This is a genomic window from Actinomyces bovis, assembly GCF_900444995.1.
Taxonomy (GTDB): Bacteria; Actinomycetota; Actinomycetes; order Actinomycetales; family Actinomycetaceae; genus Actinomyces; species Actinomyces bovis.
Genome location: NZ_UAPQ01000001.1, coordinates 783,058 through 808,132 on the forward strand (window position 1 = coordinate 783,058; position 25,075 = coordinate 808,132).

Annotated in this window: 18 protein-coding genes; 5 read left to right on the plus strand and 13 right to left on the minus strand. The window is 65.7% G+C overall.

The genetic code is table 11. The features are described 5' to 3' along the window. Nucleotides 1-36: 36 nt before the first annotated feature. The 4 genes from DR039_RS03295 to folP form a co-directional block, all read right to left on the minus strand. Nucleotides 37-549, minus strand: a complete 513-nt coding sequence (locus DR039_RS03295; RefSeq protein WP_111835939.1) for a PH domain-containing protein — start codon at nucleotides 547-549, stop codon at nucleotides 37-39. A 118-nt stretch (nucleotides 550-667) separates the two neighbouring features. Further along, nucleotides 668-1,201 carry a DUF3180 domain-containing protein gene (locus tag DR039_RS03300; RefSeq protein ID WP_111835940.1) on the minus strand — a complete coding sequence of 178 codons (534 nt, stop codon included), beginning with the start codon at nucleotides 1,199-1,201 and terminating at the stop codon, nucleotides 668-670. After that, complete coding sequence (gene folK, locus DR039_RS03305; protein ID WP_111835941.1) at nucleotides 1,198-3,426, minus strand: 2-amino-4-hydroxy-6-hydroxymethyldihydropteridine diphosphokinase; 2,229 nt, start codon at nucleotides 3,424-3,426, stop codon at nucleotides 1,198-1,200. The genes DR039_RS03300 and folK overlap by 4 nt, the downstream gene beginning before the upstream one ends. Next, nucleotides 3,426-4,313, minus strand: coding sequence for a dihydropteroate synthase (gene folP, locus DR039_RS03310; RefSeq protein WP_229116750.1), 888 nt, complete (start codon nucleotides 4,311-4,313; stop codon nucleotides 3,426-3,428). Before folP ends, folK begins: the two co-directional genes overlap by 1 nt. Before the next feature lie 180 nt (nucleotides 4,314-4,493). Between folP and DR039_RS03315 the strand changes: the two genes are divergently transcribed. Continuing rightward, nucleotides 4,494-5,711: an ATP-binding protein gene (locus DR039_RS03315; RefSeq protein ID WP_111835942.1), complete on the plus strand. Its 1,218-nt coding sequence runs from the start codon at nucleotides 4,494-4,496 to the stop codon at nucleotides 5,709-5,711. Nucleotides 5,712-5,715: 4 nt separating this feature from the next. Here the strand turns inward: DR039_RS03315 and folE are convergent, their stop codons facing one another. From folE to DR039_RS03330, 3 genes are all read right to left on the minus strand, one after another. Continuing rightward, on the minus strand, nucleotides 5,716-6,363 hold the full coding sequence (folE, locus tag DR039_RS03320; protein ID WP_111835943.1) for a GTP cyclohydrolase I FolE: 648 nt from the start codon (nucleotides 6,361-6,363) through the stop codon (nucleotides 5,716-5,718). After that, a complete protein-coding gene (gene ftsH, locus DR039_RS03325) occupies nucleotides 6,360-8,462 on the minus strand; it encodes an ATP-dependent zinc metalloprotease FtsH (protein ID WP_111835944.1) in 2,103 nt (700 codons plus the stop codon). Before ftsH ends, folE begins: the two co-directional genes overlap by 4 nt. 266 nt (nucleotides 8,463-8,728) lie before the next feature. Next, complete coding sequence (locus DR039_RS03330; protein ID WP_229116751.1) at nucleotides 8,729-9,502, minus strand: AIM24 family protein; 774 nt, start codon at nucleotides 9,500-9,502, stop codon at nucleotides 8,729-8,731. Nucleotides 9,503-9,719: 217 nt separating this feature from the next. On the opposite strand from DR039_RS03330, the gene DR039_RS03335 reads away from it, so the two are divergent. Continuing rightward, nucleotides 9,720-10,094 carry a hypothetical protein gene (locus DR039_RS03335; RefSeq protein ID WP_126622319.1) on the plus strand — a complete coding sequence of 125 codons (375 nt, stop codon included), beginning with the start codon at nucleotides 9,720-9,722 and terminating at the stop codon, nucleotides 10,092-10,094. A gap of 208 nt (nucleotides 10,095-10,302) precedes the next feature. Here DR039_RS03335 and hpt read toward each other — a convergent pair whose 3' ends face one another. Together hpt and dacB are read right to left on the minus strand one after the other, a co-directional pair. Then, the gene (gene hpt, locus DR039_RS03340; protein WP_111835947.1) at nucleotides 10,303-10,857 is read right to left on the minus strand and encodes a hypoxanthine phosphoribosyltransferase; all 555 of its coding nucleotides are present in this window, start codon (nucleotides 10,855-10,857) and stop codon (nucleotides 10,303-10,305) included. Between the two features lie 199 nt (nucleotides 10,858-11,056). Continuing rightward, nucleotides 11,057-12,436: a D-alanyl-D-alanine carboxypeptidase/D-alanyl-D-alanine endopeptidase gene (dacB, locus tag DR039_RS03345; RefSeq protein WP_111835948.1), complete on the minus strand. Its 1,380-nt coding sequence runs from the start codon at nucleotides 12,434-12,436 to the stop codon at nucleotides 11,057-11,059. A gap of 331 nt (nucleotides 12,437-12,767) precedes the next feature. On the opposite strand from dacB, the gene DR039_RS03350 reads away from it, so the two are divergent. Continuing rightward, on the plus strand, nucleotides 12,768-13,268 hold the full coding sequence (locus DR039_RS03350) for an inorganic diphosphatase (RefSeq protein ID WP_111835949.1): 501 nt from the start codon (nucleotides 12,768-12,770) through the stop codon (nucleotides 13,266-13,268). Nucleotides 13,269-13,289: 21 nt separating this feature from the next. On the opposite strand, the gene DR039_RS03355 is transcribed toward DR039_RS03350, so the two are convergent. Then, nucleotides 13,290-14,699, minus strand: coding sequence for a C40 family peptidase (locus DR039_RS03355; protein ID WP_126622321.1), 1,410 nt, complete (start codon nucleotides 14,697-14,699; stop codon nucleotides 13,290-13,292). Nucleotides 14,700-14,890: 191 nt separating this feature from the next. Between DR039_RS03355 and DR039_RS03360 the strand changes: the two genes are divergently transcribed. Both DR039_RS03360 and metX read left to right on the plus strand, forming a co-directional pair. After that, the gene (locus DR039_RS03360) at nucleotides 14,891-16,252 is read left to right on the plus strand and encodes an O-acetylhomoserine aminocarboxypropyltransferase/cysteine synthase family protein (RefSeq protein ID WP_111835951.1); all 1,362 of its coding nucleotides are present in this window, start codon (nucleotides 14,891-14,893) and stop codon (nucleotides 16,250-16,252) included. A gap of 128 nt (nucleotides 16,253-16,380) precedes the next feature. Beyond that, the gene (metX, locus tag DR039_RS03365; RefSeq protein WP_111835952.1) at nucleotides 16,381-17,562 is read left to right on the plus strand and encodes a homoserine O-acetyltransferase MetX; all 1,182 of its coding nucleotides are present in this window, start codon (nucleotides 16,381-16,383) and stop codon (nucleotides 17,560-17,562) included. 126 nt (nucleotides 17,563-17,688) lie between these two features. On the opposite strand, the gene DR039_RS03370 is transcribed toward metX, so the two are convergent. The 3 genes from DR039_RS03370 to DR039_RS03380 all read right to left on the minus strand — a co-directional run bounded on the left by DR039_RS03370 (nucleotide 17,689) and on the right by DR039_RS03380 (nucleotide 24,927). Continuing rightward, nucleotides 17,689-19,014 (minus strand): restriction system modified-DNA reader domain-containing protein, encoded by a 1,326-nt coding sequence (locus DR039_RS03370; RefSeq protein WP_111835953.1) that lies wholly within the window; start codon nucleotides 19,012-19,014, stop codon nucleotides 17,689-17,691. A gap of 352 nt (nucleotides 19,015-19,366) precedes the next feature. Beyond that, nucleotides 19,367-22,072 carry a pyruvate, phosphate dikinase gene (gene ppdK / locus DR039_RS03375; protein ID WP_111836028.1) on the minus strand — a complete coding sequence of 902 codons (2,706 nt, stop codon included), beginning with the start codon at nucleotides 22,070-22,072 and terminating at the stop codon, nucleotides 19,367-19,369. A gap of 161 nt (nucleotides 22,073-22,233) precedes the next feature. Then, on the minus strand, nucleotides 22,234-24,927 hold the full coding sequence (locus DR039_RS03380) for an ATP-dependent Clp protease ATP-binding subunit (protein WP_170166919.1): 2,694 nt from the start codon (nucleotides 24,925-24,927) through the stop codon (nucleotides 22,234-22,236). Between the last annotated feature and the right edge of the window lie 148 nt (nucleotides 24,928-25,075).

Consider the following 25,075-nt stretch of genomic DNA (forward strand, 5'->3'; position numbering starts at 1 on the left):
CCGACGGCTCAGCCCCGCCGCTTATAAGCCCGCCGTTCACAGTCCGGCCATTCGCTGTTCGCCGCGCTCGGACAGCAGCTGGCGCAGGTGTTCGGCCTCCGCTACTGGGAGCCCGTTGATGGTGGCGTCAGTGGAGGCAGAAGCGGTGTGCAACTTGACTTCCGCGATGCCCAGGTAGCGGGCCAGCGGCCCCTGGGAGGTGTCCACAAACTGCATGCGCCCGTAGGGGATCACGCAGATACGGCGGAACATAATGCCTTTGCGCCACAGCAGGTGGTCGTCGGCTAGGGCGTAACCCATGGCTCGCACCTGGCGGGGGATCAGCCACAGCTCCCACAGTAAGCTCAGCGCACCGAGTACAGCACCCGCGTAGAACCAGGGGTTCACCAGCACGCCGGCCACGGCAAAGCCCACGATGCAGGCCAGGTCCAGCACCACTGCGGGGATTAGGCGGGCGGTGGCTAAGCGTGGGGAGATGGGGTGGAAGGTGACCGCTTCTGGCGCGAAGGGGTCGGCGCTGCGGCTGGGGTTGGCCGAGGTGGGTGTCATGCGCTCTCCTAAGGATTCTCTGGCTAATCTTCGCGGTGCGCAGCGGCCCGAGCATCCTCCTGCAGAAGGGTTCGGCGTCCTGAACTGCACCGGTCACGCCGTCGCCGCTGGCCGGAGTTCAGCGCTGCTTGCGCGGCGGCGACGCCGTGCGGGCAGCGCCGCGCGCAGCGTCGGGGGACTCACTGCCAGGTGCGCCTGCACCGGGATCGTCGTCGTCACCTTCACGAATCGCGCACCAAAACTCCACCAGTAAGCCCACGCCGCACCACAGGAGGCAGGCAATCAGGCAGATGCCGGAGGTCCAGGCCAGTGAGCTCATGGCCGGGGAGTCGTCGGCGCTCAGGGCGATCACCAGCTCGGCGGCGTAGACGCCCCCGACCACGGCGCCCACGATTGCGGAGGCTTGGGCGGCGACCGCGGTCCAGGCGGCGCCGATCGGCGTGATCCAGGTGCGTTCGCGTGCCCGCAGGCGCCGCACGGCCAGGCCGCGCCAAAGCACGACGGCGGCCACGAGCACCGCCAGCACCGCCCCCCAGGCGGTGAGTGCAGGCACCCACCCCTGGTAAAGCAGCACTAGGTCAAGCAGTGTCCAAGCAACTACTCCCGAACCGAGGAAGCAGGCGAGGACACTGGTCCACCGCGTACGGGTCATTCCGCTCCCTGGTTGCCGCCCAGGACGTCCTTCCAAGCGACAGGAGCACCCCAGCCAGCTTCATCAGCATCTTCGGGGGCGTCAGCCAGCTCAGGGGCGGAGGCCATCGGGGTGCCCGCCGCAGGCACCTCCTCGATCAGGCCGTTTCCTGGATTGGCGGCCAGCACGGCGGCCTGGGCTGCCGCCTCGTCCTCCGGTAGGGGGGCCGGAGCGGGGGCCACCGGTGCCTCGTTGGCGGAGCCGCTGGAGAGAACCTCGTCGGCCACCAGCGGCGGCGCCACGTACTGGCCGGTGGGCAGGGCCGGGAGGCTGTCGGATTCCTCCCAGTCCAGGGCGAGCCAACGCACGCCGTCGCGGTCGGGGGCGTTCTCCGCGAGCATGGCCACTGACTGGCCGCCGATCTCCGCGAGGTCATCTACCTCCGCCCAGGGCGCCAGCACGAAGGCCCGCTGCATGGCGCGCGGGTGCGGGATGGTTAGCTCAGGATCGGAGGAGACGACGCCGACGTAGTCGATGATGTCAAGGTCCAGGGTGCGCGGGCCGTGAACCTGCGTGCGGACACGGCCAGCGTCTGCCTCTAGGCTGCGGACCACCTCCAGCAGTTCCATGGGCGAGAGCACTGTCATGCCTAGGACCACTGTGTTCAGGTAGTCGGGCTGGGGGCCGGAGCCCGGGTCGGTGACGGCGGCGGTACGGGCCAGCGGCGCCACCTGCATGATCTCCAGGCCCACGGTGTCGCGCAGGCTGGCGACAGCCTTGCGCAGATTGGGCAGCACCGCGCCGACGTTGCCTCCCAAGGCTAGGACGAAGGCAGTGGGCTGGGCCGGGCGGGTCCGCAGCGGGTCGACCGGAGCTGCGGGCGCTGCCTGGTCAACCTGAGCAGCCGGCACTTCAGCAGCCGCGGCGGCATCGGCGGCGACGGCGGCGGCTGGCATGCCCAAGGAAGGCGTCCCGGTAGGCGCAAAGCCCTCTGCGGCCGCCTCAGCGTCAGCGGCAAAGCCCTCAGCGGCGACCGCGCCCCCCATGGCGGGGTCCAGGCCCATGGCGGGGTCGCCACCTGGGACGGGCTCCAGGCCGGGGGCGTAGTCCGTAGCCTCGCCGAAGTCCCGCGCCAGAGCGGCTTCAGCAGCATGGGCGTCAGCGATTAGGGCGTCGACGCCTTCTGCGGCGGCACCCGTGGCAGCGCTGCCAGCGGCAGCCGCAGCCATACCTTCAGCGGCAGCCGCCCCAGCCCCCAGAGCACCTGCCCCGAGTGCACCGGCCCCTGCGGCGCTAAGCAGATCCGCACCCAGGCCGGCGGCGTCATCAGCTGCGCCCCCGACGGCGTGGGCGGCGGCGCCAGCCATATCGGCACCAAAGTGGCCGCCGGGAATCTCGGCCTTGCCAGCAGCGGCATCTGGGAACTCGGGCGCCTGCACGCCAGGCACCTCGTACTCAGCTTCGGTGGCCGAGTCAGCAGGCTCAGACTCGAAGCTGCTCACGTCAAAGGGGGCCGGGGCCGGTGCGGCCAGCGCGGCGGCTAACTCGGGGTCTATTGGCGCCTCGGCAGCAGCGGCACTGTCAAAGGGGCTGGTACTGGCGTCAAAGGCTGGCATCTCCGCCTCAGCAGCGGGAGCGGACGGCTCCGGGAAGGCCGGGGCTACGGCGTCTGCAACTGGTGCCGGGCTCTGTGCGGCAGCAAAGGCCTCGGCAGCCCCAGCTGCACCAACCGCAGCCGCGCCAGCGGCGGGCGGGGCGTAGTCCGACTCGGAGGCGGGCGCCGCAGCAGGCACAGCGCTAGGCCTGGCAGATGCCTCGGCAGCCGCGGTGGCCGGGGTCGGCGCCAGCTGGACCGCCAGTTCACCGCGAGTGATGGTCACGGCGACGTCGTCAAAAGCTACGTCCAGGGGCGCCTCAGGCTTGTGCACCGTGACCTCCACGGAGCGCACTTGCGGGAAGCTCAGCACCACATCAGCCACGCGGGCAGCTAGCGTCTCGATCAGGTTGACGCTGGGCCCCTCGATCACGGTGATGACGGCGCTGGCCACGGCGGAGTAGTCAACTGAGTCCGCCAACTGGTCGCTGGTACCAGCGGCGCGCACGCCTTGCGGCCCCAAGCCCATGGTTAGGTCCACCACAAAGAGCTGTGCTTCTTCACGCTCCATCGGCAGGACCCCATGGCGCCCGCGCGCGGACAGGCCCTTCAAGCAGATCCTGTCAGCGGCTCCGGAGAGGTTGACACTCATCAGCTGTGCTCCTTCCAAAGAGCGGAGGTTCGTACCGCGTCCAGGTTGGACGGAACGTCGTGAACGCGGACGGCCCAGGCGCCAACGGCGGCAGCCAGGGCAGTGGTGGCGGCGGTGACGGCGTCACGCGCCGTCGGCTCCGTCGGAGCACCAGTCCCAGCCGCCTTCAGGGCAGCGGCCAGGAAGCGTTTGCGGGAAGCGCCGATCAGCACCGGCAGGCCCAGATCCCTTTGGAGGCGAGCGGTGGCGGCAAGCAGTTCCCAAGACTGCGGGTGGGTCTTGGCGAAGCCTAGACCGGGGTCAAGGACCACTTGGCTGCGGGCGACCCCGGCTGCGTCGAGCTCAGCCAGCCGCTGGTTGAGCTCTGCCTCCACTCCTGCGACGACGCCGCCCGGGTAGTCGGTGAGCTGATCCATGGTCTCGGGGGTGCCACGCCAGTGCTGGCAGATGTAGACGACGCCGGTTTGCGCCACCACTTGGTGCATCTGTGGATCGGCCAAGCCACCAGAGACGTCGTTGATAATCAGGGCACCGGCCTTGACTGCGGCGAGGGCTGTCTCCGCGTGAATCGTGTCAATAGAGACCACCAGGCCAGCGTCTGCCAGACCACGCACGACCTGCTCCACACGGGCCGTCTCTTCAGCGGGGGTGACGCGTTGGGAACCGGGCCGCGTGGACTCACCGCCGACGTCGATAATGTCCGCGCCCTGCTCAGCTAATTCAAGCCCGTGTGCCAGGGCGGCCGGCGGCGTCGCCCAGCGGCCACCATCAGAGAAAGAATCTGGGGTGACATTCAGAATGCCCATGAGCAGGGTGCGTCCGGCTGCGCTGGCTTGGGTCAGCTGTGCGGGCAGCGGCGTCGGTGCGGCTATGACATTCGTTGACACAACCACAGGCTAACGGACTAACAGGCTGGTGGACCGTAACGACGGCGTACCGTTCCGCGCCTAGCGCACAGCCAGGACTCCCGGCTGCCGGTCGATTTCCGGCGCACACCGGGGCGCGCTCTACCGCAGCCAACTTTATTAGCCGTAGATAAAGCCGAGTAAAGTAATTAAACTCGTCCTGTGGACAACGTACACAACCCATACACCCCGAACGCGGGCGCTACCCCAGAGGCCCTCATCGGACGAGACGGCCAGACAGAAGCCTTCATTGTGCTGCTTGAACGCCTGCGCCGAGGACGGACCGAGCAGTCCATGATCATCACCGGCCTGCGCGGAGTCGGCAAGACCGTCCTGCTAAACAAATTCAGCAACCTCGCAGAAGATGCTGGCTGGGAGGTCATTGACCTTGAAGCCTCCAAACATGACGAGCACGCCTTCCGCCAAGCGATCTTTTCCAAGTTTCGCACCGCCTTACTCCACCTCTCACCACGCCAGCGCTGGACCGACCGGGCACGCCATGCAGCTGCAGTCCTGAGTTCCTTCGCCCTGTCTATGAACCAGGAGGGAACTTTCTCAGTCAGCTGGGATGTTCCACCCTCGGATGGCTACGGCGACCACGGAGACCTAGGTCTGGACCTCACAGACATATTCCTGGCCGTCGGGGCGGTGGCGAAGGAGAAAAAGACCGGTATCGTCCTGCTAATTGATGAGGTTCAGTTCCTCACGACCAGCCAGCTCGAGTCCTTAATCCAAGCCGTGCACAAGGCGGTGCAGAAAAACCTTCCCATCACCTTGGTCGGTGCCGGACTGCCACAGATCGCCGAACTCGCGGGGGATGCTAAGTCTTACGCCGAGCGGCTCTTTACTTTCCCGCGCATCGACTCGCTCGGCCCCGCGGATGCGCGACGGGCCCTCATCGAGCCTGCACACGCCGAGGGGGTAGTTTTCACCGAGGATGCTGCCGCTCTTGCGGTAAGCATCACCCACGGATATCCCTATTTCCTCCAGGAACTCGGCTACCAAGCCTGGATCATCGCAAAAGACGCCCGCATTGAGCGAGCCGATATCCTCGCTGCCCGCGAAGCCTACGAAGTTAAACTCGACAATTCGTTCTTCAAAGTCCGCCTCGACCGCGCCACTCCGCTGCAAATAGCCTATATGCGGGCAATGGCCGAGCTTGGACCGGAGCCACAGAAAGCCGCCGACGTTGCCGCTCTCATGGGACGCGAATCGCCTCAGGTAGCTCCTATCCGTTCCCAACTCATAGACATGGGACTCCTGTATACACCACAGCATGGGTACGCAGCTTTTACGGTGCCCGACTTCGATGCTTTCATGCTCCGAGCCGTCCCAAAGCTGCAAGTACCGCAACCGCGCTCTAGTCGCCGCGGCCGCTAGCGGTTCAGGACCGGCGACCCAAGATCAGGCTCATGGCCTCCGAACGGGTTGCCGCCTTACGCATCTGGCCGCGCACCGCACTGGTAACCGTATTGGAGCCAGGCTTGCGCACGCCCCGCATAGACATGCACAGGTGCTCGGCTTCAACCACCGCCAGCACACCCCGCGCCCCCAAATGCTCCACCACCGCGTCAGCCACCTGCGCGGTAAGCCGCTCCTGCACCTGCGGGCGACGCGCGTAACCATCCACCATGCGCGCAATTTTGCTCAATCCCGTTACGCGCCCCTCTTCATTCGGGATATAGGCGACATGCGCCACCCCGTGAAAGGGCAACAGATGGTGCTCACATACGGAATACAGAGGGATGTCACGCACCAGGATCATCTCCTCGTGCCCGACGTCAAAAACCCGCTCTAAATGCTCACCGGGATCTTCCGCCAGCCCGGAGAACATCTCTGCATAGGCGCGTGCCATGCGGTCAGGGGTCTCGCGCAGACCATCACGGTCCGGATCCTCCCCGACGGCGACCAGCAGGTCGCGCACCGCACGCCGCACCCCCTCAGCGTCATAAGGGCGCGGGGGGCAGGTGGGCACAGCGGCAGTCACGGGCCTACTCCCTTCAGGCTCCTGCCCGGCGACGCCGTCGCTCATACCTGCTCCGGCTGCACGTTAGCACCGCCAGCAGGCAGGCCGTATACCTCCTCCGCCGCCGTCGGCTTAGGCGCCCGGCGCGGGGTGCGGGAACCAGCAAAGTAGTCACCGGCAGCCAGCGCCGGGTCCAGCACCAGGGCGTCGTCGGAGTGCCACAGAGGCCGCTCTGGCTGCTTGACGACAGTAGCGAAAATGCGCTCCAGTTCCTTCTCCAGCAGGGTTTCCTTGGCGAGCAGCTGCGTGGCGAGCTCCTCCAGCACCGCGCGGTTGCGGGTGAGAATCTCCCAAGCCTCACGGTGAGCGACGTCGATCAGTTCGCGGACCTCAGCGTCAACTGTGGCCGCAACCTGCTCGGAGAAGTCCCGGTTGGTGGCGGAGAGGCCAAGCACCGTCTCATTCTCGGTGGTGCCCAGCTTGACGGCGCCCACGGAGCGGCTCATGCCAAAGTCCATGACCATCTTGCGAGCGGTGGCGGTGGCCTTCTCAATGTCATTGGAGGCACCGGTGGTGGGGTCGCGGAAAACGAGTTCCTCAGCCACGCGCCCACCCATGGCGTAGACCAGTTGGTCCAGCAGCTCGTTGCGAGTGGTGGAGTACTTGTCATCCGCAGGCATGACCATGGTGTAACCCAGGGCTTTGCCGCGCGGCAGAATCGTCACCTTAGTGACCGGATCCGAGTAGGCCCCGGCGGCGGCGCACAGGGCATGGCCTGCCTCGTGGTAGGCGGTGACGGCTTTCTCGTGCTCGTTCATGACCCGAGTGCGCTTCTGTGGGCCAGCGATCACGCGGTCAATGGCCTCGTCCAGGGCGCGGTTGTCAATCAACTGGGCGTTGGAGCGGGCGGTCAGCAGGGCGGCTTCGTTCAGGACGTTGGCCAGGTCCGCGCCAGTGAAGCCGGGGGTGCGCTTGGCCACTAGGTCCAAGTCCACGTCATTGGTCATGGGCTTGCCCTTGGCATGCACTCGCAAAATGGCGGCGCGACCATTCATATCCGGGGCCTCCACGGCCACCTGCCGGTCGAAGCGGCCGGGGCGCAGCAGGGCCGGGTCCAGCACGTCGGGACGGTTGGTGGCGGCGATAAGAATGACATTGGTGGTGGCGTCGAAGCCGTCCATCTCCACCAGGAGCTGGTTGAGGGTCTGCTCGCGCTCGTCGTGCCCACCGCCCATACCGGAGCCACGGTGACGACCAACGGCGTCGATCTCATCCACAAAGATAATCGCGGGGGCGTTCTCCTTGGCCTGTTCGAACAGGTCACGCACACGCGAGGCACCCACACCCACGAACATCTCCACGAACTCTGAACCGCTCATGGAATAGAAGGGCACACCCGCCTCACCGGCCACAGCCTTAGCCAGAAGAGTCTTACCGGTGCCGGGCGGGCCGTAAAGCAGCACGCCCTTAGGGATCTTGGCGCCCACGGCCAGGAACTTATTGGGCTCGGAGAGGAACTCGCGGATCTCCTCCAACTCTTCCACGGCCTCGTCTTCGCCAGCGACGTCGTCGAAGGTAACGTCAGGCATCTCCTTGGAACCCACCTTGGCTTTGGACTTGCCAAAGCCCAGCGCGCCGGAGCGGCCTCCCTGCATGGAGCGGAACATCCACCACATCAGACCCACCAGCAAAACCGTGGGAATCAAGAGCTGCAGCATGGAGCCCCACCAGGAGTTGGTGGGCACCACGGTGTTGAAGCCACCGGTGGGGTTGGCGGCCTGAATCAGCTCATCTACCTGCTTGGCCTGAGCCAAGGAGTAGGAGAACTTGACCTTCTTGCCTAGGACCTGCTCGGTCTGCCCTTCCTTCTTGGGCTTGGCGGTGTATGGCTCGGTGAGGGTGAGCTCCACGGCCTGATTGCCATCCACCACGGTGACCGACTCGATGGTCTTGTTCTCCTTGAGGAGGGCCAGACCGTCGGAGGTGTCGATGGCGCGGAAGCCGCCCAGGGAACCGACCAGCAGCCAGGTGAGGGTGGCGATCAGGATCACTGGGAGGAGCCAGAAAAGTGGACTTCCCAGGGGGCCACGCCGTTTGCGTAGATCTGGGCGGTCCTTACCGGGCTCCTTGCGACGGGAGTCCTGCGAGGGCTTCTCGTTCTTCATAGTGGTGTCCTGTGTCCCTTCTGGCTTCCTGCCAGTGAACGCTAGTCGACGCCGGGGGGCGTGCGCTGCCACAGGGAGTAGTTTTCGCGCCCGGCGTGGCGGGAATATGCGGAAGTCACAGGAAGGTCTCAATGTGTGAGTCTCATTAAGGCCCACCGGTGATGGGCCGGGAGCGGCAGCGCGGGCTAGCGGAAGACCCGCTCGGAGGCCCTGGGTAAGCACTGCGCTGAGACCACTGCCGGGCTCCGCCGTCGTCAAGCAGCAGCTCAGGAAGGGCCGACCACCGGAATGCCTTCAGAGGGCTGAACCACCACAAAGCCCGGCCCGTGGAAGCCCAGCTGGAAGGACTCGCCAGAACCGCGACCAATGAGCGAACCCATCTTGAAAGTCGACTTGATCTGCGGCTGCAAATTGGCCGACCAACACACCGCCGCCTGTGGATCCACGAAAGTCGGCTGCTGGGAGCAGTCCAAAACCATCGGTGTGCCATCGGAGGAGATCGCAGCTACCCCAAACCCCTGCAAAAGCAGGTTGAACAAGCCACCAGCGAGGAATCCAGCATTACTCATCATGCGGATGTCGTACTGGAGAGTGGCGTCAAAAGCCAACAGGGAGCGGGTGTTGATGGTGATGGCATCCCCCTCGAGCTGCAGCAGGAAAATCTGCTGGGCAGAACGCGCAAAAAACACCTCCCCCTGACCGGCGACACGCATGAGGTTGCCGCCCTCACCAGAGACCGCCTTCTTAAGCATGCCGCCCAGGGAGCCAGCGCCCTTGTAGCTGAAGTCAATGTTGCCTTGATAGGCGACCATCGCGCCCTGGGCGGCTACGACCTCCGGGCCAAGGAGGACGCGAAGCATCTTCTTGGACTGGAGGGTCCAGCGTTCCTGGCTCTGCTGCTCGGCGTGGGACTGATCAAAAATAGGGCTGCGCACGAGGTGCTCCTCTCGGCGGGCAGGGTGTCGCATCCAAGCTAACTGATAGTCAAATGGGGCGGGGTGGTACTGCGGGGCGGGGTTGGTCAGGGTGGTTGGACTCATGACCCGGCACCGGAACACCGGGGAGTGAGGCGGGGGCGCTGAGCTTGCCGAGCGCCTTCGCTCTTACCTCGGGCTTTTCTCTAGCTTAGGTATTCAAGGCGACCGAAGGCAGTTGACGCGAACAAGGGCCTTAGACGGTGGGCGCCCCATGAAACATCTTCTTCAGCGACACAGACCGGCATTGAAACCGGCATTTAGGCGACATATCATTGACTTCATGGCGGCATCATCACTTGTGCAGGCTCGTAGTGCCCACCGGAGAACCACTACAACTGACTGGCGTACCGTCACCAACACCCTGGTTGACGCTCTAGGTTCCGGATTGGTGGCCCTGATCGTCAGCGTCTCCCCAGAGACCGTCGCACGCTGGGCCAAGGGCACCTCCTCCAGCCCGCGCGAGGCCAACGAGCGACGTATGCGCGAGGCCTACCGCATTTACCTCGAACTCGTGGATACGGACTCGCCACACACCGTGCGCGCCTGGTTCATGGGCGCCAACCCTGAGCTCGGCGACGACTCCCCCTGCGAGGCCCTGGCAGCTGACCGCTTCAAGGAGACCCTCGCAGCCGCACGGTCATTCCAAACCCAGTGAGACCTGGATGCACGCCACCCCAAACGGTCCGATGTGGCGGGGAGCATGAGTGCTGGGCCATCTTCGACGGCACCGAGTGGTGTTCTGCCGGTGTTGTCCGGATCGAGGCCAGTAATCCGGCATACCGCAAAGCCTGTCAGGAACTAGACCTGGTCGCCCACTGAACGGCGCAAGGCCCCATCCGCCCTGCGCCGCGCCCACGGCGTTGTCAGTGCTCGTAAACGTGGGGGGCCAGCGTGCCGATGAAGGGCAGGTTGCGGTAGCGCTCGGCGTAGTCCAAGCCGTAGCCGACCACGAACTCCGTGGGGATATCAAAGCCCACGTAGCGCACATCCACCTCCACCTTCATGGCCTCCGGTTTGCGCAGCAGCGTGGCGATCTCCACGCTCGCGGCGCCGCGGCTCGAGAGGTTGCCCAGCAGCCAGGACAGGGTCAGGCCGGAATCGATGATGTCCTCCACGATCAGGACGTGGCGGCCAGTGAGGTCAGCGTCCAGATCTTTGAGGATGCGCACCACACCGGAGGACTTGGTGCCGGAACCATAGGAGGACACAGCCATCCAGTCCATGGGGGCGGAGCGGCGCAGGCGGCGAGAGAGATCCGCCATGACGTAAACAGCGCCTTTAAGCACGCCTACCAGGAGGACATCCTTGCCCTCATAATCCGCGTCGATCTGCTGGGCCATCTCGTCCAGGCGGTGCCCGATCTGCTCCTCAGTGATCAGCACCTGCTGGAGGTCGTCACCCATGTCTGCTGCCTGCATCCTGCCGCTCTCCTTCTGGTTGGGACGCCACCCGGCGTCAGCCCAAGCCTGCCACAGCTGGCAACTGGCACAGAATGCAGTACTTTGACCGGCGGCAGGCTCTGCGGCCTCCATCGCTTGGCGTCATTGCAACGATTTGCTTGGGCCGATTCCAGAGCCCAGCTTCAAAGTGCTGCATTTCAGGACAGTTTTGGCACCGTCACAGTGCCGCCAGCGGAATGACTAGGTCCTCATCCATTGCGGAGCGGACAGTCATGAAGTCCTCATTCTTAAAACCCTCGATAATCACTGCAAAGGCTAATAACCGCCCGCTCTTGGTGACCACGATCCCACTGAAGGACATGGCTTCCTCCAGCGATCCAGTCTTCGCACGCACCACCCCGGCGGCCCCGGTCTCCAGATACCGGTTGTGCAAAGTGCCTTCCAAGCCCGCCACGGGCAGATCAGCCACGAGTGAGCGCCCTACGGTGCCACCTTCACCCCCGGCGCCGCGCGCCACCATCTGCGCCAGCAGCAGCGGCGAGACCCGGTTGCCTTTGGCCAGCCCGCAGGCGTCCTTCATGGTGACGCTGGAAAGGTCAAAGCCCTGCTCCTTGAGCTGCGCCAGCACCGCCCGCATGCCCCCGGCGAAGGTCGGCTCCTCCCCCTTGGCCAGGGCCACTAGCCGCGCCTCGACCTCCGTCATGGTGTTCTCGGACTTCTTGAGAGAAATGCTCAGCACATCAGCCAGGGGTGCGGAGCTGACCGAGGCAAGTTGGCTGGCGTTTGCGGGCGAGGCGGCGCGGGTGGTTTCCCCCTGCACGGTGATTCCGGCGGCGGCCAGCTGCTTGGCAAAAGTCTGCCCGGCCTGCAGGCCGGGGTCAGCGGGATAGCCGCCGTAGGGGCGGGCGCTGATATTCACCATGATCGGGTGGACCTTGGTGACGTAGACAGTGCGCGCCGCCTCCCACTCGGGACTCCAGTCCGGGCCAGTGAAAAGCGTGTCGTCCAGGGCCACGCTGACGGTGGTAAGGCCCTGCGCCTTGAGCTGTTCTGCAGTGGCGCGCGCCAGGTCGCCTAGGCCTGCGTGCCCCGCGGTGGCGGTCGGATCGCCCTGGTCTTCAGCAAGCAGCACATCACCTCCGCCCACCAGGGTGACGGTGGTGCCAGACAGGGTGGTCTTGGTTTCCAGGCGGTGGTCGCCGCCCATAAGCGACAAGGCCGCCCAGGCGGTGAGCAGTTTGATGGAGGAGGCCGGGGACATCGCGGTGGCAGCAGACTGGTTGACCAACTCTTTGCCAGTGGAGACGTCGATAACGCTCAGCCCCGCGTGGGCGCCGGAGAGCTTGGGGTCGGCAGCCAGGGTGCGACCCAGTGCGGCAACGGCATCGGCTTCCGGCAAGGGCGCGTCGGTCACTCCCGCGGCTGGCTGGGGGTCAGCAGCGGGAGGCGTGAAGGCGGGGAAAGGTGCGGCCTCAAGGCGCTCACCGGCGGCAGTCAGGGGACCGGGCACCAGGTCTAGGGCGTCAGCCAGCCCGTAGAAGCCGACAGCGACCACCACACTAGCGGCAGTCAAGGCCCTGACGGTGCGCTGGCGCATGGTCCCTCCCGGTGTTGGTCGCCCGCAGCTTGGTGACGGCGCGCAGGTAGGCGGGTCCCGCGGGCCGGGCGGCGTCATGGCGGTTTGATGGCGGTCTGGGCGGCTGCGACGGCGGATTTACCCGGTGGCACGACGCCGTCGCCGCCGTGCCGGTTCAGCCAGCTGCTCCCGCGAACGGCGCTCGTAGTCCACACTAGTGCCATACGCAACCGCCACGCCGCCCGGCGGTGGGGACTCCGGCCCAGCCTTCTGGCTGTTTCGGCGCTCCGCGTCGGCGGCAACCCCGGGCACCGCCCACCTGCATATGCACGGCACAAGACAAGGAGCATCCGTGGAGTTCGACGTCACCATTGAGATCCCCAAGGGGAACCGCAACAAGTACGAGGTCGACCACGAGTCGGGGCGCATCCGCCTGGACCGCATGCTCTTCACCTCCACGCGCTACCCCGACGACTACGGCTACATCGACGGCACCTTGGGTGAGGACGGTGACCCGCTGGACGCGCTGGTGCTGCTGGAGGAGCCCACCTTCCCGGGCTGCCTGATCCGCTGCCGCGCCCTGGGCATGTTCCGCATGCGTGATGAGAAAGGCGGGGATGACAAGGTCTTGTGCGTGCCCGCCGCGGATCAGCGCGCCTCCTGGCGTACAGACATCGAGGATGTCTCCGAGTTCCACCGTCTGGAAATCCAGCACTTCTTTGAGGTGTACAAGGATCTAGAGCCCGGCAAGAGCGTTGAGGGCGCCCACTGGGTGGGCCGCGAGGAAGCTGAGGAGGAGATCCGCCGCTCCTACGAGCGTGAGGCTGAGCGCCTCAAGCACGAGGGCCACTGAGGCAGGCCCGCTGGGGCTAGCTCATAGGCGGACGGCGTAGGGCATGAGCTGGCTGTAGCGCATCGGCCCGACCCGTACTGACTGGCCGGGCCGGGGCGCGTCGATCATCTGGCCGTTGCCGACGTACATGGCGACGTGGTGGATGTCGGCTGTGCCGCCGTAGGAGAAGAAGAGCATGTCGCCGGGTTGCACCTGGCTGACAGGCACTTTGGTGCCTCGGTTGTACTGGTAGGCGGCAAAATGCGGCAATTTGATGCCAAGCTTGGCCCACACCACCATCATCAGGCCCGAGCAGTCCACGCCCGAATCTGAGGCACCACCCCAAACGTAGGGCACCCCCTGGTATTGCAAGGCGATCTGCACGGCCTGCGCCCCTAGTCCTGATCCCGACGCCGAAGCGGGCGCTGGTGCCGGAGCGGGCGCTGGCGCTGGCGCTGGCGCGGGGTTTCTAGGCGCAGGCGGGTTCCAACTCGGCGGTTCTGCGGTGGGCGCCGGGGCTCCGGTGGCTTCGGCGGCTCCTGTTGCCGGTTGGGGTGCGGCTGCCGCATTTGCCTGCGAGTTCGCCAGGGCCGGGCTGCTGGCGCTCTGCTGCGCTGCTTGACCTGCCGCGTCCTGCACCGCCCCAGCTTCCAGGCTGCGGCGCGCAGCCTCTTCCTGAGCCTGTTGGCGAGTGGCCTGAAGCTGGTCTTGCCGCTGGGTCTCCAGTTCCACGGTGGTGTGGCGCTGGGCGGCAAGCTGCGCAATCAATTCGCTTCGGCGCCCTTGCGCTAGCTGGACGGCGGTGCGTGCGGTCTGGGCGGCGGTGTCTGCCTGAGTTTTGGCGGTGTCGGCCTGAGTGGCGGCAGTCTGCTGGGCTGCCTGCTGGCGGTTAGCGACGGCGCGCATGGTGTTGGCAACGGTCTGCATTGCCTCTACCTGTTGCAGTTCGGCATCGGTGTTTTCCGCCATCCGGTCCAGGTGCGCCTTGGCTTCGGCAACCTCTGTGAAAGTGGAGGCGCCAAAGTAGGGAGCTAGGAACTGTAGGGGGTCGGAGCCCTGCTGATAGGTGGCAACGACGACGTCGGCCAGAGCGCCGCGAGCCTCTTTGGTGGCTTGAGCGGCCTGGTCTGCTGCTTGGGTGGCGCTGGCGGCCGTGGACTGGGCGGTGCTGAGGTCGTCGTGGCTGCGCAGGTAGTCCTGATTGGCGCGCTCGGCTTGAAGCTCGGCGGCTTGGGTGTCAGCGGTGAGCTGGGCCAGGGAGGCTTCGAGTGCACCGATGGAGGCGGTGGTGGTCTGCTCGGCAGATTTGGCTTGTTGAACCTGGGCTTCGGTGACTTCATCGGCTCCGGCGGCTGGGCTGAGTGCTCCCGCGAGCGCCAGCACGAGCGCGACGGCGGCTGCCCTCAGACCGTACCGGCGTTTAATTAATGCCAATGAGTCGGATGAAATCACGAGGTCACGCTAACAACAGGAACATCATGAGGGAACACCTTTCACATTAGTCACAGGCGTCATTTTGATGACGGCGTGGTCGCGCGGCGATCACACCCACCGGCAGCCCGGCGCCGTCGTCGTTATGGTCGAACCGCCCACTACGCGGGCAGCCCTCCTCCACGCCGCACCCCGCCAGTTATCGTCCAGGCATGCCTGAAAACCACGACGCCGCCCCCACCCTGCCCACCGCCGCCAACCCCACCGGCTGGCGCTTTGAGACCAAGCAAGTCCAAGCCGGTCATATCCCCGACGCCGACACCGGCGCCCGCGCCATCCCGATCTACCAGTCCACCTCCTTCGTCTTCCCCGACGCCCAGGAGGCCGCCGACCGCTTTGCCCTCAAATCCCTAGGCCCCATCTACACGCGGCTGGACAACCCCACCAACCAGATCGTGGCCCAGCGCATCGCCGCGCTAGAGGGAGGCGTGGGGGCGCTGCTGGTGGCCTCTGGCCTGGCCGCCGAGACCCTGACCTTCCTGACTCTGGGCGGGCAAGGCTCCAATATCGTGGCCTCCCCTTCCCTGTATGGCGGCACCACCAACCTGCTCACCTACACACTGCCGCGCCTGGGCATTGAGACCCGTTTTGTGACGGAGCCCAGCGACCCCGCCGCCTGGGCAGCCCTGGCCGATGAGCGCACTATCTGCTTCTTTGGCGAGTCCATTCCCAACCCCAAGGGCGACATCCTGGATATTGAGCCCATCGCGGCCACCGCCCACGCCCAAGGCATCCCCCTGGTAGTGGACAACACCATGGCTTCCCCGTACCTGATCCGCCCCATTGAATGGGGCGCGGATATTGTGGTGGAGTCCGCCACCAAGTTCTTGGGCGGGCACGGTTCTTCCGTGCTGGGCGCGATCGTAGACGCCGGAAACTTTGACTTTGCTAAGTATCCTGAACGATTCTCCGGCTTCAACACTCCCACTCCCTCCTACAACGGGCTCGTATATGCCCGTGACCTTGGTGTAGGCGGGGCGCTGGGCGCCAACTTGGCCTTCATCCTGAAAGCCGTCACCGAGGGCCAGCGGGATATGGGCTTTGCCGCCTCCCCTATGAATGCTTTCCTGGTGGCCCAGGGCGTGGAGACCCTCTCCTTGCGCATGGAGCGGCACGTGGACAACACCCTGGCGGTGGCTCGCTGGTTGGAGGCGCGCCCGGAGGTGGCTGAGGTGCGCTACTCCGGCCTGGAGTCCAGCCCCTACTACCAGTTGCACCGCAAGTACTGCCCGCGTGGGGCTGGCAGCGTCTTTGCCTTTGACTTGGCTGGCGGGCGTGAGGCCGGGGAGGCCTTCATGGATCACCTCACGCTCTTTTCTAACCTGGCGAATATTGGCGACGTGCGTTCCCTGTGCGTGCATCCGGCCAGCACCACGCACTCCCAGCTTGACGACGCCGGCCTAGCCCGGGCCGGGATCACCCCTGGGACAGTGCGCCTGAGCATCGGCATCGAGCATATTGATGACATCCTCGCGGATCTGGAGCAGGCCCTCGACGCCGTCGCCAAGCTCTAAGGAGTGGGAGACGGCACCCCAGCTTTAGCCATGGCACCCAAAGCTGACCAATTCGCCCGTTTGTGACGTAAACGCCTGCAGTGCGGGCGAACTCGTCACAAACGGGCGTTTACGTCAGAATCTTGAGCATGACGAGCAGCCCAGACGCCCCCGTGCCCGCTGTCTCCTCCGCCTCCCTAAAACTCAGGCAACGGGCAGCGGGCAGCCCCACCGGCGCTTGGCGCCCTGGCGCAGACCCCGGCGAACGCCAATTCCTAGAGATCGGCGACCTCCCACTGGCTTCCGGAGAGACCCTGCCCGACACTGTGCTCGCCTTCGAAACCTGGGGTGAACTCAGCCCTGCCCGCGACAACGCCGTCCTAGTCCTACATGCCCTGACCGGCGACTCCCACGTCACCGGTGAAGCTGGACCCGGCCACCCCACCCCCGGCTGGTGGGCCGACGTCGTAGGCCCCGGCAAGGCTGTGGACACTGAACGCTTCTTCGTGGTGGCCGCCAATATCCTGGGCGGCTGCCAGGGCACCACCGGCCCCTCCTCCACCGCCCCCGACGGGCGCCCCTGGGGCTCCCGCTTCCCCTGGCTGACCACCCGCGACCAAGTGGAAGCCGAGCGACTCCTGGCTGACGCCCTGGGGATTGAGGCCTTCGCCGTCGTAATTGGCGCTTCCCTAGGCGGACACCGCGCCATTGAGTGGGCCGTGACTTACCCTGAGCGAGTCCGCAACCTAGTGCTGGTAGCCACCGGCGCTTCCACCACCGCAGACCAGCTGGCCTGGTGCCACTTGCAGGAGCTCGCCATCGTCGGGGACGCGGCCTTCCAGGGAGGGGATTACTACTCTCACCCCACCGGCCCTATCCGCGGACTGGGCTTGGCTCGCGCCATCGCCCACACCACTTACCGCTCTGCAGCCGAGCTGGACGCACGCTTTGGCCGGGCCCACCAGGGCAGTGAAGACCCAGCCGTGGGTGGCCGCTACCAGGTTGAGTCTTACTTGGACTATCACGCGGGCAAGCTCCTGGGCCGCTTTGACGCCAACACCTACCTGATCGTCACCCACTCCATGATGGTTCACGATGTCGGCATTGGGCGCGGCGGCACCCAGGCGGCTTTGGGACGAGTCACGGCGCGCACCTTGGTGGTGGACGTGGACTCTGACCGCCTCTTCCTAACACCTCAGGCCGACCAGCTAGAGCACTGCATTCCCGGGGCGCAGCGCGCCACCGTGCACTCCCTGTATGGGCACGACGGTTTCCTGATCGAATCCGAGCAGATGAGCCGCATCCTCTCCGGCTTCCTGGCGGGCGTCTGACGCTTGCGCCCAGGCCTGGGCACCTGCCCGAACCCACGCCGCAGCGCCCGCCGAGCACCGTCCCGCACGCCCTACTAGTGGTCAAGCAAGATTCGCGAACAGTCGGCGAGCAAAGTGGGCGGTAGCTCAGCGCTGCTCGCGACGACTGCGCCTACTGTCGGCAGCGCCAGCCGCGCCGTCGGTGGCCTGCTGCTCAGTGCCCTGTGTTTTTGTGACCTCATCGAGGGCTTCGCGCAGACTCGGACCACGCACCCCGAAGCGCCACACATGCCAGCCGTCAGCATCCTGGGTGCCTTGAGCGGCATCGGCGGCAGCACTGGGGTCGGTGAAAGTGCGCCCATCAGCCAGGGTAATGACGCCTTGCGGGGAGAGCGTCGCCTCGTGGAAGATGCCCCGGCGCAGACGCTGCCAGACAATGGCTGTGTCCCGTTCGAGCACGGTGCCAACTATTTGCAGGGCAGCCGTGGCTTCCGTCTCGCTCATGCGGGTGAAGCCCTCCACCGGAGTGGGGGCGTCACCGTGCGAAGGCGCGGTTGGTGGCGCAGGCTGGGCAGCCTCGGGGGAGTCCGCGGAAACACCCGTAGTTCCGCCCACATTTGAGACAGTGGGGGCGTCCAGCGTGATCTCGATGTCCTCGTCAGGGGACTGGTCTGCGGGGGGATTGGGCGCCACCCGCGCTGACTTGACCGGCGCAGGCAGGCTGGAGGCAGGCGCCGCAGCCTGGCCACCGCCCTGGATCCCCTGGGCGGGGGTAACGGGCGTCTGCGCAGTGTCAGGCGTCGGCGTCGGCGTCGATTGAGTTGAGGCGACGACGTTGTCCCCCTGCGCCTCTGGCTCTTCATTCACCACGGAGGTGTCCCCGGCGATCACCGGGCGCGCAGCCCGACGGGAGGCCAACAGTCGCGCCGACTGGGAGAAGACCTGCGGCTCCACCCGCTGCAGGTCCACCAACCGCCGCCCGGAAGAGAACTCCCGCACGGACAGCAGCCGCAACTCCACCCCTGAAGTGGCCAGAACCGCCAGGGAAGAACGCACCGAGTCAGTAATCCGGGTGGCCACGATGATCAGACGCGGCCCCGGTTCCACCCGCCCGGGCATGGACTCGCGGAACTCGTTCCAGTCTTCCCGGAAGGTCTGCAAACCGCCGGGGTAACGCTTAGCTAGGTCCGCCCAGCCAGCAGAAGCCACGGTGGCCAGATGCGCCATAGAGGCGACAATCACGGAAGGGTCAAGCTCCTCAATGACCTCCACCGCCACCACCTGCCCGGCTGGGTCAAGGGCTGTCAGGACGGTTCCGGCGTCGTTCCAACAGACAGGAAATAGCGGGGCGGAGAGGATCTCCACAATGTGATGGCGCACCTGGTCCAGGGCCTCACGACGGGCAGCCTCTCCAGCCTCGTGTCCGAGACGCGCTGGAGCCAAGCCTCCGTCGTGGAGCTCGAACAAAGCCATTTCCACGTCCTCCTAGTCTGCGGTTTCACCTAGGGCTGCCTGGGGAGCTCGGCGGGCCTAAGGGTGACCTGCCCATACTCTCACGTCGAGCCCCTAAGCACCTGCCGAGGCTCAGCCCCCGCAATGCACCTCTGCTCACAAATGTGCAGTAATTGCGGGCACATTGCGCCACCTTGCGCTTTTTTACCGCCGTCCCAGCGGCGCGCCGCGGTGCGCCCCAGACCCAAGCAGCGCGCCCCAGGCCCAGGCAGCGCGCGGGGCCAGTGGTCGGTCCACCGGCCCCGCGCAGCTCATTCAGCCCAGCGGGAGGAGGGCGCGCTCTACGCCGTCGCTCCGCCAGATTCCAGCAGGCTCAGCTCTCGCCCTGCATGATGGCGGCGCGGCCAGCCTCCAACCGGGCCACCGGCACCCGGAAGGGCGAGCAGGACACGTAGGTCAGGCCCACCTGATGGAAGAAGGCAATCGAGTCAGGATCACCACCATGCTCCCCACAAACCCCCATCTTCATATCGGGCTTGGTACGCCGACCACCTTCAACCCCAAGGCGGACCATGCCGCCTACGCCGTCGACGTCAATCGACTCAAAGGGTGAGGTCCCAAAAATTGCCTCATCCACATAGTCACTGACGAAGGAGGCCTCCACGTCGTCGCGCGAGAAGCCCCAGGTGGTCTGAGTCAGGTCGTTGGTGCCGAAGGAGAAGAAATCTGCCTCCTCCGCCACATGGCCACTGGTGATGGCAGCGCGCGGCAGCTCAATCATGCAGCCGATCGGGAAGTCCAGCTCCAGGCCAGCCTCCTGCCCCACCTCCACAAGCACCTTCTCAGCGCGCTCGCGGGCAATCTGCAGTTCACGTACGGAACCGATCAGCGGGATCATGATCTCCGGGCGTGGGTCCCCGCCAGCCTTAAGCCGCTCGACGGCGGCCTCGGCGATGGCCCGCACCTGCAGTTCGATCAGCCCCCGCAGGGTCAGCAGCAGGCGGACGCCGCGCAGACCCAGCATCGGGTTGGACTCGTGGCTCTTGCGCACCACCGCGAGTAGGGCTTCGTCAGCCGGGTCCAGCTGGCCGCGTTCCCGGTCCACCGCCACCTTGACGCTGAGTTCGGTGAGGTCGGGGAGGAACTCGTGCAGCGGCGGGTCGATGAGCCGGATGGTCATGGGCTTTCCATCCATGGTCTCGAACATCTGCACAAAGTCGCCCTTTTGCAGTGGCAGCAGGGCATCCAGGGCAGCCTCCTGCTCGGCGGCGGAACTGGCGAGGATCAGGTTCTGCACGAACTGCTTGCGTTCACCCAAGAACATGTGCTCGGTGCGGCACAGGCCGATGCCCTCAGCGCCGCGGTGGATGGCGTGGCGGGCGTCGTCGGGGGTGTCAGCGTTGGCGCGCACGCGCAGGCGACGGCGTTCGTCGGCGTGCTTAATGAGGCGGTCCACGGCAGTGACTAGCTCGCGGGTGTCGTCGTCGGCAGCAGTGGCGAGGGCCTCCTCCAGGCCAGCACGCAGGTAGGTCATAACCGGGGAGTCCACCACCGGCACCTCACCCAGGAAGACCTCACCGGTCTGCCCGTCGATGGCAATGACTGAGTCGGAGGTGAGGACCTCCTCGCGGCCGGCCACACGCACGGTCTTGGCAGCGGCATCCACCTCCAGCTTGTCGGCGCCACATACGCAGGTCTTGCCCATGCCGCGGGCGACGACGGCTGCATGGCTGGTCTTGCCGCCACGCGCTGTAAGCACGCCGGCGGCGGCCACCATGCCGGGCAGGTCGTCGGGGTTGGTCTCGCGGCGCACCAGGATCACGGATTCTCCAGCGGCGGCGCGGCGGGTGGCCTCCTCATTGTCAAAGGCGATGTGGCCGACGGCGGCGCCCGGGGAGGCGGGCATGGCGCGGGTCAGCAGGTCACGGCCTGCGGACTGGCCGAACTGGGGGAACATGAGCTGGTTGAGTTGGTCGCCGGTGACGCGGGTGAGGGCCTCGTCCATGGTGATGAGGCGTTCGTCCACCAGCTGGGTGGCCACGCGGAAAGCGGCGGCGGCGGTGCGCTTGCCGACGCGGGTCTGCAGGAGCCAGAGTTTGCCGCGCTCGATGGTGAACTCAATGTCGCACAGGTCCCGGTAGTGGGTTTCCAGGCGGTGCATGGTGGCGCGTAGCTCGTCGTAGCTGGTCTTGTCCAGGCTTTCCAGGTCCGCGAGGGACAGGGTGTTGCGGATACCGGCCACCACGTCCTCGCCCTGGGCGTTGACCAGGTAGTCGCCGTAGACGCCGGAGCGGCCGGTGGAGGGGTCGCGGGTGAAGCACACGCCTGTGCCGGAGGTCTCCCCCATGTTCCCAAAGACCATGGTGCAGACGTTTACGGCGGTGCCCAGGTCGTGCGGGATCTTCTCGCGACGCCGGTAGATGTGGGCGCGCTCAGTGTTCCAGGAGCGGAAAACGGCCTCAGTGGCTAGGTCCAGCTGGGCGCGGGGGTCCTGCGGGAAGTCAATGCCAGCGTGCTCCTTGACGATGGCCTTGTATTCCTCCACCAGTTCCTGGAGGGCGTCCACGGGGATCTCATAGTCCATGGAGACGCCCCGGGCAGCCTTCTTGGCTTCTAGGGCTGTGGAGAAGTGGTCGCCGTCGATATCCAGCACGGTCTTGCCGAACATCTGGATCAGGCGGCGGTAGGAGTCCCAGGCGAAGCGCTCATCACCGGAGGCGGCGGCTAGACCCTTGACGGACTCATCGTTCAGGCCGATGTTCAAGACGGTTTCCATCATGCCGGGCATGGAGAACTTGGCACCGGAGCGCACGGAAACCAGCAGCGGGTCGCTGGCGGCGCCGAGCTGGCGGCCAAGTTCTTCCTCTACCTGCCGCATCGCGGTGGTGACTTGCACGGCTAGCTCATCAGGCACGGAGCCGGAAGCCAGGTAGGCGCGGCAGGCGTCCGTGGTGATGGTGAAGCCGGGCGGGACGGGCAAGCCGAGCCTGGTCATCTCGGCCAGGTTGGCTCCCTTGCCACCCAGGAGGTCCTTCTGGTCCTTGTCTCCCTCGCTGAAGCGGTACACGTACTTGGGCATCTTTGCCTCTTTCTGTTCGGTGTTCGTGTGGAACAGGCAGAACGGCGCCGCGCAGGCGCACATGACCCACTGTATGTGTCGGAGGTCCCATCTCCAAGGGCAAAGGTGAGGGGCTGACCCGTTTGGGTCAGCCCCTCTAGCCCTAATCAGCTTGAGGTCGCTCAGGCGCCCGGCTGCGCACCGCCCTCAGGTAGGCCGGTGGCAGGCTCAATGGACGCTGCGGGCTCAGCAGGTGCCGCCGGCTCAGTTACCTCCGCCGCGGCGGCCTGGACGTCACCAGTGCCTTCAGCCGCACCAGCCCCGCCGTCGGCACTGCCGCCACTGCCCCCCTGGGCCTCGTCTACGGCGGCGACCGCGGCCTCAGCGGCAGCAACCGCAGCGTCATCAGCCTTCATGCGGTCCGTCCAGGGCTCGCCTTTGAAGATGAACTCCCCGAGCAGGCCCTCACCCTGAGCGTCGACCGTGACCTTCTGGCCCCGCTCGATCTCCCCGAAGAGAATCTTCTCGCTCAGGGCATCCTCAATGTCGCGCTGGATGGCACGGCGCAATGGGCGGGCGCCCAGCACCGGGTCAAAGCCGCGTTCGGCCAGCAGCTCTTTGGCGGCGTCGGTCAGGGCGATGGTCATTTCCTGCTCTGCCAGGCGCTGGTCCAGGCGCGCGATCATCAGGTCGACGATCTGGCGCACCTCCGGCTTGGTCAGCTGCGGGAAGACGATCAGTTCGTCCACACGGTTGAGGAACTCCGGGCGGAACTGCTGCTTGAGCTCACGGTTGACGTGGTTCTTCATCTCCTCGTAGTCCATGGTCCCACCCTGGGTGGACTGGAAACCAGTGGCCACAGACTTGCCGATGTCCTTAGAACCGAGGTTCGTCGTCATGATGATGACGGTGTTCTTGAAGTCCACCACGCGGCCCTGCGCATCAGACAGGTGCCCGTCCTCCAGGATCTGCAACAGCGAGTTGAAGATATCCGGGTGGGCCTTCTCCACCTCATCAAAGAGGACCACGGAGAAGGGACGACGGCGTACCTTCTCGGTCAACTGGCCACCCTCGTCATAGCCCACGTAGCCGGGGGGCGCCCCGAAGAGCCGGGAAACAGTGTGCTTCTCCGCGAACTCGGACATATCCATCTGGATAAGCGCGGCCTCGTCGTCGAAAAGGAACTCTGCGAGAGCCTTAGCCAACTCCGTCTTACCCACACCGGTGGGGCCAGCGAAGATAAAGGAGCCGCCTGGGCGCTTGGGGTCCTTCAAGCCTGCGCGGGTGCGGCGGATGGACTTGGACAGCGCCTCAATGGCCTTGTCCTGCCCAATAATGCGTTTGTGGAGCTCAACCTCCATATTGAGCAGCTTGGCGGACTCAGCCTCAGTCAGCTTGACCACCGGGATGCCGGTGCTCATGGCCAAAACCTCAGCGATCAGGTTCTCGTCCACCTCGGCGACCTGGTCCAGATCCCCGTCCTTCCAAGCTTTCTCCTTGGCGGCACGCTGCTCGTTCAGGCGATGCTCGTCGTCACGTAGGGCAGCGGCGCGCTCAAAGTCCTGATCGTCAATCGCGGATTCCTTCTCCCGCTTGACGGCGGCGATCTGGTCGTCGATTTCGCGCAGCTCCGGCGGGGCGGTCATGCGGCGGATGCGTAGCCGGGCACCCGCCTCATCGATCAGGTCAATGGCCTTATCCGGCAGGAAGCGGTCATTGATGTAGCGGTCCGCGAGCTTAGCGGCGGAGTCGATGGCCTCGTCGGTGATGACGACGCGGTGGAATGCCTCATAGCGGTCACGCAGCCCCTTGAGGATCGCAATGGTCTCCTCAATGGTGGGCTGGTTGACGGTCACCGGCTGGAAGCGGCGTTCCAAGGCGGCGTCCTTCTCAATCTTGCGGTACTCATCCAGGGTGGTCGCACCGATGGTCTGCAGTTCACCGCGCGCCAGCATGGGCTTGAGAATGGAGGCGGCGTCCACGGCGCCCTCGGCGGCCCCGGCGCCTACCAGGGTGTGGATCTCGTCGATGAACAGGATGATGTCACCGCGAGTGCGCACCTCCTTGAGCACCTTCTTGAGGCGCTCCTCAAAGTCACCGCGGTAGCGGGAGCCCGCCACCAGGGAGCCCATATCCAGGGAATACAGGTGCTTGTCACGCAGGGTCTCCGGAACATCGCCGTGGACAATCGCCTGAGCCAGTCCCTCGACGACGGCGGTCTTACCGACGCCAGGCTCACCAATCAGCACCGGGTTGTTCTTGGTGCGGCGGGACAGGATCTGCATAACCCGCTCCCGCTCCTCAAAGCGGCCAATCACCGGGTCCAGTTTGCCCTCACGGGCTGCGGCGGTGAGGTTGCGGCCAAACTGGTCCAGAATTGCCGAGCCGGAGGGTGTGCCTTCTTTGGAAGGGCCACCGGCGTTGACGGTCTCTTTGCCTTCGTAGCCGGAAAGCATCTGCATAACGGTCTGGCGGACGGAGGACAGGTCCGCGCCCAGGTTGGTCAGAACCTGAGCGGCCACGCCCTCACCCTCGCGCAGCAGGCCCAGCAAGATGTGCTCGGTGCCGATGTAGTTGTGGGACAGCTGCAGGGCTTCGCGCAGAGAAAGCTCTAGGACTTTCTTGGCGCGCGGGGTGAAGGGGATGTGTCCGGTGGGGGCGGACTGGCCTTCGCCAATGATCTCAATGACCTGGGCGCGAGTGGCGTCCAGGGAGATATCCATCGACTCCAGGGCCTTGGCGGCCACGCCCTCACCCTCGTGGATCAAGCCAAGAAGGAGGTGCTCCGTGCCGATGTAGTTGTGGCTGAGCGCGCGCGCCTCGTCCTGGGCCAGGACGACAACTCGGCGGGCGCGGTCGGTAAAGCGTTCAAACACTGGTTTCTCCTTGGCACGTGCGGTCCGTGGGGTGTGGGGAGGGGCCTGGGAAGCCCAAGCACCCGCTAAGCACGTGCTGCCTAGGCTAACCGGGAGCTTGTTTGGACCATGCCGCTGTTCGCAGTGGGCGTGAGCCCGGGTTGAGCCT